The following is a 6,225-nucleotide window of genomic DNA, read 5'->3' as shown; positions in this document are numbered from 1 at the left end:
GCCGGGACGACCGTCGTGACGACCGTGGTGGCCGTTCGTTCGAGCGTCGTGACGACCGCGGCGGCTTCCGCCGCGACGACCGTGGCGACCGCCCCGGCCACCGTGGCAGCGACCGCCCGTTCAACCGTGACCGCCAGGGCGACCGCTCCGGCAGCGACCGTCCGTTCAACCGCGACCGTCAGGGCGACCGTCCCGGCTTCCGCAGCGGCGGTCACGACCGCCCGTACGGCCGCCGTGACGACCACCGTGGTTCCTCCTTCGGTCGTCGCGACGACAAGCCGCGCTGGAAGCGCAACGGCTGACGCCGGCCGACCGAGCACCGGAAGGGCCCGCACGACTCCTGTCGTGCGGGCCCTTCCGCTTACCCGCCCTTTCCAGAGCCCCCTGTGACGCATGTCACGCGCTCGGCTGGGGAATTGCTGGGGGCATGACAGATGACGCCAAGGCGGGCGGGCCCTCGGACGAAGAACGGCTGGCCCAGCTCGGCTACACCCAGGTCCTGGCCCGCCGCATGTCGGCGTTCTCCAACTACGCGGTCTCCTTCACGATCATCTCGGTCCTGTCGGGCTGCCTGACCCTCTACCTCTTCGGCATGAACACCGGCGGCCCCGCCGTCATCACCTGGGGCTGGGTCGCCGTCGGCCTGATGACCCTCTTCGTCGGCCTGGCGATGGCCGAGATCTGCTCGGCGTACCCGACCTCGGCGGGCCTGTACTTCTGGGCGCACCGCCTCGCGCCGCCCCGCACGGCGGCGGCCTGGGCCTGGTTCACGGGCTGGTTCAACGTGCTGGGCCAGGTGGCGGTGACCGCCGGCATCGACTTCGGCGCGGCGTCCTTCCTCGGCGCCTACCTGAACCTCCAGTTCGACTTCGAGGTGACGCCGGGCCGCACGATCCTCCTCTTCGCCGCGATCCTGGTCCTCCACGGCCTGCTGAACACCTTCGGCGTCCGCATCGTCGGCCTGCTGAACAGCGTCAGCGTCTGGTGGCACGTCCTCGGCGTCGCGGTCATCGTCGGTGCGCTGACCTTCGCCCCCGACCACCACCGGTCGGCGTCCTTCGTCTTCGGCGAGTTCGTGAACAACACGGGCTGGGGCAGCGGGGTGTACGTCGTCCTGATCGGCCTCCTGATGGCCCAGTACACCTTCACCGGCTACGACGCCTCCGCCCACATGACGGAGGAGACGCACGACGCGTCCACCGCCGGCCCGAAAGGCATCGTCCGCTCCATCTGGACCTCCTGGATCGCCGGCTTCGTGCTGCTCCTCGGCTTCACCTTCGCGATCCAGTCCTACGAGGGCGCCCTCGCCTCCCCGACCGGCGCCCCGCCCGCCCAGATCCTCCTCGACGCCCTCGGCGCGACCGCGGGCAAGCTGCTGCTGCTCGTCGTCATCGGGGCGCAGCTGTTCTGCGGGATGGCGTCGGTGACGGCCAACAGCCGCATGATCTACGCCTTCTCGCGAGACGGCGCGCTGCCCTGGTCGCACATCTGGCACACCGTCAGCCCGCGCACCCGCACGCCGGTCGCCGCGGTCTGGCTGGCCGCACTGGGCGCCCTGGCCCTGGGCCTGCCGTACCTCATCAACGTGACGGCGTACGCCGCGGTGACGTCGATCGCCGTCATCGGCCTCTACATCGCGTACGTCGTCCCGACCTTCCTGCGCCTGCGCAAGGGCGAGGACTTCGAACGCGGCCCCTGGCACCTGGGCCGCTGGTCGCGCGCGGTCGGCGTGGTCGCGGTGGCGTGGGTCGGCGTCATCACGGTCCTGTTCATGCTGCCCCAGGTCTCCCCGGTCACCTGGGAGACCTTCAACTACGCGCCCGTCGCCGTCCTGGTCGTCCTCGGCTTCGCCGCCACCTGGTGGCTGGCCTCGGCCCGCCACTGGTTCCTCGACCCCGGCCACGAACGCACCCGCACCCGCGCCGCCGCCCGCGCGGACGCCCCGGAGCCGGTGGACCCGTAGCCCCGGACGCGCCCCCACCCCCCGACACGGCCGGGACCCCGATACCCGATCGGCGTCCCGGCCGCGTCGGGCTATGCTCGGTGTGGCAACATCACGCAGCACCGCGCGACACAACGCCTGGGCCCTTAGCTCAATTGGCAGAGCAGTGGACTTTTAATCCATTGGTTGTGGGTTCGAGTCCCACAGGGCCTACCGACGGCGGTGGAGGAGAACCTCCTGCCTGCGACAGGGCGCCCGGTCCGGCTTCCGCCGGACCGGGCGCCCTGTCGTCGTTCCGGCCGCTACTTGATGTAGACGAGACCGTCGGTGGTGACCGTGGGACGGCCGCTGGTGCCGACCACGACGATCTTGACGGTGTGCTTGGCGCTGGTGGACCAGGTCTTCGTCCAGATCGCCTGCCGGTAGAGCGTACTGGAGGACTTCAGGTCCACGGTGCTCACCTTGACGCCGTCGACGTAGACGTACACCTGGCCCGAGCTGGAGGCGCGCGAGACCACCCAGGCGGCGGACCGGCCGGTGAAGGTCCAGGTGAGTGCGGCGCCCCTGGAACCGCTGGAGTACGACTTGCCGCCCAGGTAGCTGGAAGAGGAACGGCTCGTCCAGCTGCCGGACCGCACCGCCGACGTCTCCTGGAGGATGACCGGGGTGTAGGAGGCGGACGCGTTGCGGTAGTTGCCGGCGTAGTCGTACGCCTGCATCGACCAGGTGGCGGCCGAGCCCGAGGCAGCGGTCCGGTTGTTGGCCGTCCACGTCGGCGGGAAGGTGGTGGCCGTCGGGGACAGCAGCCTCACCCCGCGCAGCGCCTTGTCGTCGGTCGCCTTCCAGGCGAGGGTGACGGGGACGGCGGTGGTGTTGACCGTGCCGGTACGCAGGGAGAGCTTCGGCGTGTTGGTGAACACCGGTGCCGTCGTCTCCGCGACGACCTTCAGCGCGGTGGTGGTGACTGCCTTGCCGGACTGGTGCACCGCCCGCACCGCGACACTGTGGCTGCCCAGGGGCAGGGTCGTGTTCGCGGAGGTGGCCGTGCCGGAAGCGGTGACGACGGTCTTGCCGTCGACCAGCAGCTCGTAGCTCTTGACGAGCGACGCGGGCGTGGTGGCCGCCCACTTCACGCTGAGGGCGCCCTTGGTGTAGTACGTCGAGCCGGACAGCGCCGCGCCGCCGACCGAGGCCACCTTCAGGCCCTGCACCGGGCCGGACGCCCAGGCGCGAACGGTCGGCAGCTGGGCGTACAGGGAGTTGCCCGGGCACTGGGTGTTGTAGCCGTCGCGGTGGCCGGAGATCCGGTTGAAGGTGTACTTGGTGTTCGCGGTGAATCCGGTGCCGAAGTAGTTCTTCTGGCTCGCCCCGGCGTTGAGTTGCACCGTGCCGGCCGGGTCGGCGCCGTACTGGCCGAGCTTCCAGGCGGCGACGCGGGCGACGGAGGCGAGCGCGGCACCGGAGGCACCGGTGGAGGTGTACTCACCGAGCACCGCGATACCGGCGGACTCCCTGTTCCAGCCGTAGGTGTGCGCACCCAGGACGGGCAGGTCGGTGCCGCCCTTGCGCCCCTCGAAGACGGTGCCGCACTTGTCGACCAGGAAGTTGTAGCCGATGTCGTTCCAGCCGTTGACCTGCGTGTGGTACGCGTAGATGCCCCGCACGATCGCGGCGGAGTCGGCGCAGGAGTAGTCGTTGGCCCCGTCGGTGTGGTGGACGAAGACGGCCTTCACGTCGGCCGTGTACTCGGACGGGTCGGGGCTGAGCGACTCGTCGGCGCCCCAGCCGACGCGCGAGGTCATCGGCGGCTTGGGCACGGTGGACGGCGGAGCCGAAGGTGTGGTGGCCGACGGGCTCGGGGACGCGGAGGCGGACGGCGGGCCGGTGGGCGTCGGCGCGGCCGTGGTGCCGGTGGCCGCCGGCGACGTGGTGTCGGTCGATGCCGGCGACGTGGCGGTCTCGTCGTCGGCCGGCGTCTCGGTCGTCCCGTCGGTGGGCACCGGGGAATCGGTGGGCGTGGCCACCGGGCTGCTCTCCTCGGTGACGAACGCCGCCGGACCGGTCGCCTGGGTCTCGGCCTTCGTCACCACCCCGGGGTCGACCAGGTTGACCTGGAGCCCCTTGGGCAGCGCGCCGGTGGTGCCGTCCTCGTGCAGGACCTGGACCTCCACGCCGTCCGAGGGACCGACCCACAGCGGCTCCGAGGCCCCGCGCATCCCGGCCTCGGGGTCCTCCGGCGGGTCGATGTTCACCTCGAGGTCCTGCCAGGAGCCCCACTCACCGCTCTCGAGTTCTCGGGTGCGCACCTGCGCCCGCCCGTCGAGCTCCTCGACGGGCCCCGACCAGGACACGCCGACCAGCGAGAACTGCGCGGTGCTCGTGCGCGGCAGCTCGCGCTTGCCGCTCGCGGTGCCCTTCAGTGCGAGGTCGTAGACCTTCACGGGCCGCTTGTCCCGGCCCCCGGCACCGGGGTCGTCGGGCGGGCTGGCGACCGCGTACGTCACCACGCCTCCGCCTCCCAGCACCACGGCACCGAGCGTCAGCCACGCCCGTCGTTTCAAGCTCAGCGGTCTGTACGCATGCGATGACGTACGACGAGTCATGACAAACCCACCCCATATGGCAAGCCGGCTAAGGCCTCAGAAAGCAGCGTGAGGCACACCCGTCACACAGGTGGGCCGATACGTTCAGCGCGCCGCGCGCCACAAACGTCACGGTGGTGACGACGAACCCCTCGCTCGCGGAGTTTGCGCGGCACGTCGAGCGGCGGGCCGACCCGCACCGTTCCGGGCGCCGACGGTACGCACGCCTAGGGTGGCCCCGCCGCACCCGTCACCGTTCGCCCGCCTCACCGGAGTACGCCATGCCCCTCCCCTACGTCCTCCTCTCCGCCGCCGTCTCCCTCGACGGGTATCTGGACGACGCCGGTCCCGAGCGGCTGTTGTTGTCGTCCCCCGCCGACTTCGACCGGGTCGACGAGGTGCGGGCGTCCGTGGACGCGATTCTGGTGGGGGCCGGGACCATCCGGGCCGACAATCCGCGGTTGCTGGTGAACTCCGCCGGGCGGAGGGCCGGGCGGGTGGCCGCGGGGAAGCCGGAGTATCCGCTGAAGGTGACGGTCAGCGGGTCCGGTGAACTGGATCCGGCGGCGGCCTTCTGGCACACCGGGGGCGACAAGGTGCTGCTGACCACCGACGAGGGCGCCCGGCGGGCTCATGCGCTCGGGATCGCCGCACAGGTCCTGCCGCTCGGGGAGACGCTCGAGTGGGGGGTGGCGCTGGAGCAGTTGTACGAGCGCCGGGGCGTGCGGCGGCTCATGGTGGAGGGGGGCGGGACCGTGCACACCCAGTTGCTCCAGCAGGGGCTCGCCGACGAGCTCCAGCTCGTGCTCGCTCCGCTGTTCGTGGGGGACCCGGCAGCGCCCCGGCTGTTCGGGCCCGGCGCCTACCAGGGCGGGCGGCTGCGGCTCGTGGAGACGCGGCGGATCGAGGACGTCGTGCTGACGCGCTACCTGCCGACCGCACCCGGGGCCGGCGACCGCGTCGTCGCCGCCGACCGGCACTGGCTGGCGCTCGCCTGTGAGCTGGCCGAGCTGTGTCCGCCGTCGGACACCGCGTTCAGTGTGGGGGCCGTCGTGGTCGCCGCCGACGGGAGCGAGCTGGCGCGGGGGCATTCGCGGGAGGGCGGCGACCCGGTCGTGCACGCCGAGGAGGCCGCGCTGGCCAAGGTCGACCCCGCCGATCCGCGGCTCGCGGCCGCCACGGTCTACAGCAGCCTGGAACCGTGCGCCCGCCGTGCCTCCCGGCCCGCCTCCTGCGCCCGGCTGATCCTCGACGCCGGGGTGCGCCGGGTGGTCACGGCCTGGCGGGAACCGGACACGTTCGTGCCGGGGGCCGACGGCAGCGGGGTGCTCGCCGCGGGGGGCGCCGTCGTCGCCGTCCTGCCCGAGCAGGAGGCGGCGGCGAAGGGGCCCAACCGTCATCTGCTGGGCTCCTGAGATACGCGTGTGCGTCCTGCCCCCGACATGACGTACACTGGAGACACAACGACGCGGGGTGGAGCAGCTCGGTAGCTCGCTGGGCTCATAACCCAGAGGTCGCAGGTTCAAATCCTGTCCCCGCTACTCAAGGCCGAAGGCCGGAATCCTCAGGGATTCCGGCCTTCGGTGTGTCCGGACCTCCGTCACCCGCCCGGCCCTCACGGCTCGCTCCCTGCCCCTCCTCCGGGAAACCTGGAGGCCGGGACGGCAAGCGGCGTGGACGTGCAGGGGTGGCGGGAGACGC

At 71.8% G+C, this 6,225-nt stretch carries 3 protein-coding genes, 2 tRNA genes and 1 pseudogene; 4 read left to right on the top strand and 2 right to left on the bottom strand.

Annotated elements, in window-relative coordinates:
- A pseudogene (locus AB0E77_RS23390) lies at positions 1-335 on the bottom strand (hypothetical protein); the annotation flags it as partial.
- Between the two features lie 92 nt (positions 336-427).
- Here AB0E77_RS23390 and AB0E77_RS23385 point away from each other — a divergent pair.
- Positions 428-1,963 (top strand): amino acid permease, encoded by a 1,536-nt coding sequence (locus AB0E77_RS23385; protein ID WP_361573630.1) that lies wholly within the window; start codon positions 428-430, stop codon positions 1,961-1,963.
- Between the two features lie 119 nt (positions 1,964-2,082).
- A tRNA-Lys gene (locus tag AB0E77_RS23380) sits at positions 2,083-2,155 on the top strand.
- 89 nt (positions 2,156-2,244) lie between these two features.
- On the opposite strand, the gene AB0E77_RS23375 is transcribed toward AB0E77_RS23380, so the two are convergent.
- On the bottom strand, positions 2,245-4,503 hold the full coding sequence (locus AB0E77_RS23375) for a peptidoglycan recognition protein (protein ID WP_361573628.1): 2,259 nt from the start codon (positions 4,501-4,503) through the stop codon (positions 2,245-2,247).
- A 302-nt stretch (positions 4,504-4,805) separates the two neighbouring features.
- Between AB0E77_RS23375 and AB0E77_RS23370 the strand changes: the two genes are divergently transcribed.
- Positions 4,806-5,939, top strand: coding sequence for a dihydrofolate reductase family protein (locus AB0E77_RS23370; protein WP_361573626.1), 1,134 nt, complete (start codon positions 4,806-4,808; stop codon positions 5,937-5,939).
- Positions 5,940-5,991: 52 nt separating this feature from the next.
- A tRNA-Met gene (locus AB0E77_RS23365) sits at positions 5,992-6,065 on the top strand.
- The last annotated feature ends 160 nt before the right edge of the window (positions 6,066-6,225 follow it).

This window comes from Streptomyces sp. NPDC032940 (assembly GCF_040636935.1).
In the GTDB taxonomy this organism is placed as follows: Bacteria; Actinomycetota; Actinomycetes; order Streptomycetales; family Streptomycetaceae; genus Streptomyces.
This window is presented reverse-complemented; position numbering and strand designations above follow the sequence as displayed.